This is a genomic window from Mycobacterium sp. 852002-51971_SCH5477799-a (assembly GCF_001667145.1).
Lineage (GTDB): Bacteria > Actinomycetota > Actinomycetes > Mycobacteriales > Mycobacteriaceae > Mycobacterium.
The window spans coordinates 1-1,493 of record NZ_LZIF01000031.1 but is presented as its reverse complement, the minus strand read 5'-3'; the positions used below and the strand labels follow the sequence as shown (position 1 = coordinate 1,493).

General features: G+C 64.0%; 1 protein-coding gene. It reads left to right on the top strand.

Annotated elements, in window-relative coordinates:
* A partial coding sequence (locus A5753_RS02435; protein WP_231989973.1) for a condensation domain-containing protein occupies window positions 1–1,493 on the top strand: 1,493 nt, incomplete at both ends.

Below are 1,493 nucleotides of genomic sequence, written 5' to 3'. Positions count from 1 at the left end.
TATGTGGGGCGTGCCGACGCGCAGGTCAAGATCCGCGGGTATCGCATCGAGTTGGGTGAGGTTCAAGCGGTGTTGGCCGCCCAGCAGGGTGTGCGTCAGGCGGTGGTGATCGCGCGCGAGGACGTCGCTGGGGATAAGCGTCTGGTGGGGTATGTGACCGGGACCGCCGAGCCGGCGGTGTTGCGCAGCGCTGTGGCTGAGCGGCTGCCCGCTTATATGGTGCCGGCTGCGGTCGTGGTGATCGAGGCGTTGCCGCTGACTGCTAACGGCAAACTCGACACCAAAGCCTTGCCGGCCCCGGGCTATCAAGACGGCGAGGGCTATCGCGCCCCGACCAGCTTGACCGAAGAGATTGTTGCTGGGATTTATGCCCAGGTTCTTGGCTTGGAGCGGGTCGGGGTTGATGACTCGTTCTTTGAGGTGGGTGGGGATTCGCTGTCGGCGATGCGGGTGATTGCCGCGGTGAATAAGTCCTTTGATGCGGGTCTTTCGGTGCGGGTGTTGTTCGAGGCGCCGACGGTGGCTGAGCTGGCGCCTCGTATTGAGGGTGCGGGTGGGGGTGGGCTGGAGCCGTTGGTGGCTGTGGAGCGCCCGGCGGTGGTTCCGTTGTCGTTTGCCCAGGCCCGGTTGTGGTTCCTGGATCAGTTGCAGGGGCCGTCACCGATTTACAACATGGCGGTGGCGTTGCGGCTCAGTGGTCGGTTGGATGCTGAGGCGTTGGGGGCGGCGCTGGCTGATGTGGTGGGCCGTCATGAAAGTTTGCGGACGTTGTTTGTGGCGGTGGACGGGGTCCCTCAGCAGGTGATTGTTCCGGTGGGGCGGGTTGATTTCGGGTGGCAGGTTGTTGATGCCGTCGGCTGGCCGGATGATCGGCTGGAGGCGGCTGTGGGCGCCGCGGCTCGTTACACGTTTGATTTGGCTGGCGAGATTCCTTTGCGGGCAAGGCTTTTCCGGGTCGCTGAGGATGAGCATGTGTTGGTGGCCGCGGTGCACCATATCGCTGCTGATGGGTGGTCGGTGGCCCCGTTGGTGCGGGATTTGGGTGTGGCGTATGCCAGTCGGTGTGCGGGGCAGGTGCCGGGGTGGGCGCCGTTGCCGGTGCAGTATGTGGATTACACGTTGTGGCAGCGCGCGCAGTTCGGTGATCTTGATGACAGCGGTAGTCGTATTGCCGGGCAGTTGGGGTATTGGGAGCAGACCCTGGCGGGGTTGCCTGAGCAGCTGCAGTTGCCCACGGATCGGCCTTATCCGCCGGTGGCCGATTATCGCGGGGCCAGTGTGGTGGTGGATTGGCCGGCCGAGTTGCAGCAGCGGGTGCGCGAGATGGCCCGCAAGCATGATGCGACCAGTTTCATGGTGGTTCAGGCCGCGCTGGCGGTGTTGTTGTCGAAGATCAGCGCCAGTGTTGATGTGGCGGTGGGGTTCCCGATCGCCGGGCGCCGTGACCCTGCGCTCGATGAGTTGGTGGGTTTTTTCGTCAACACGTTGGTGTT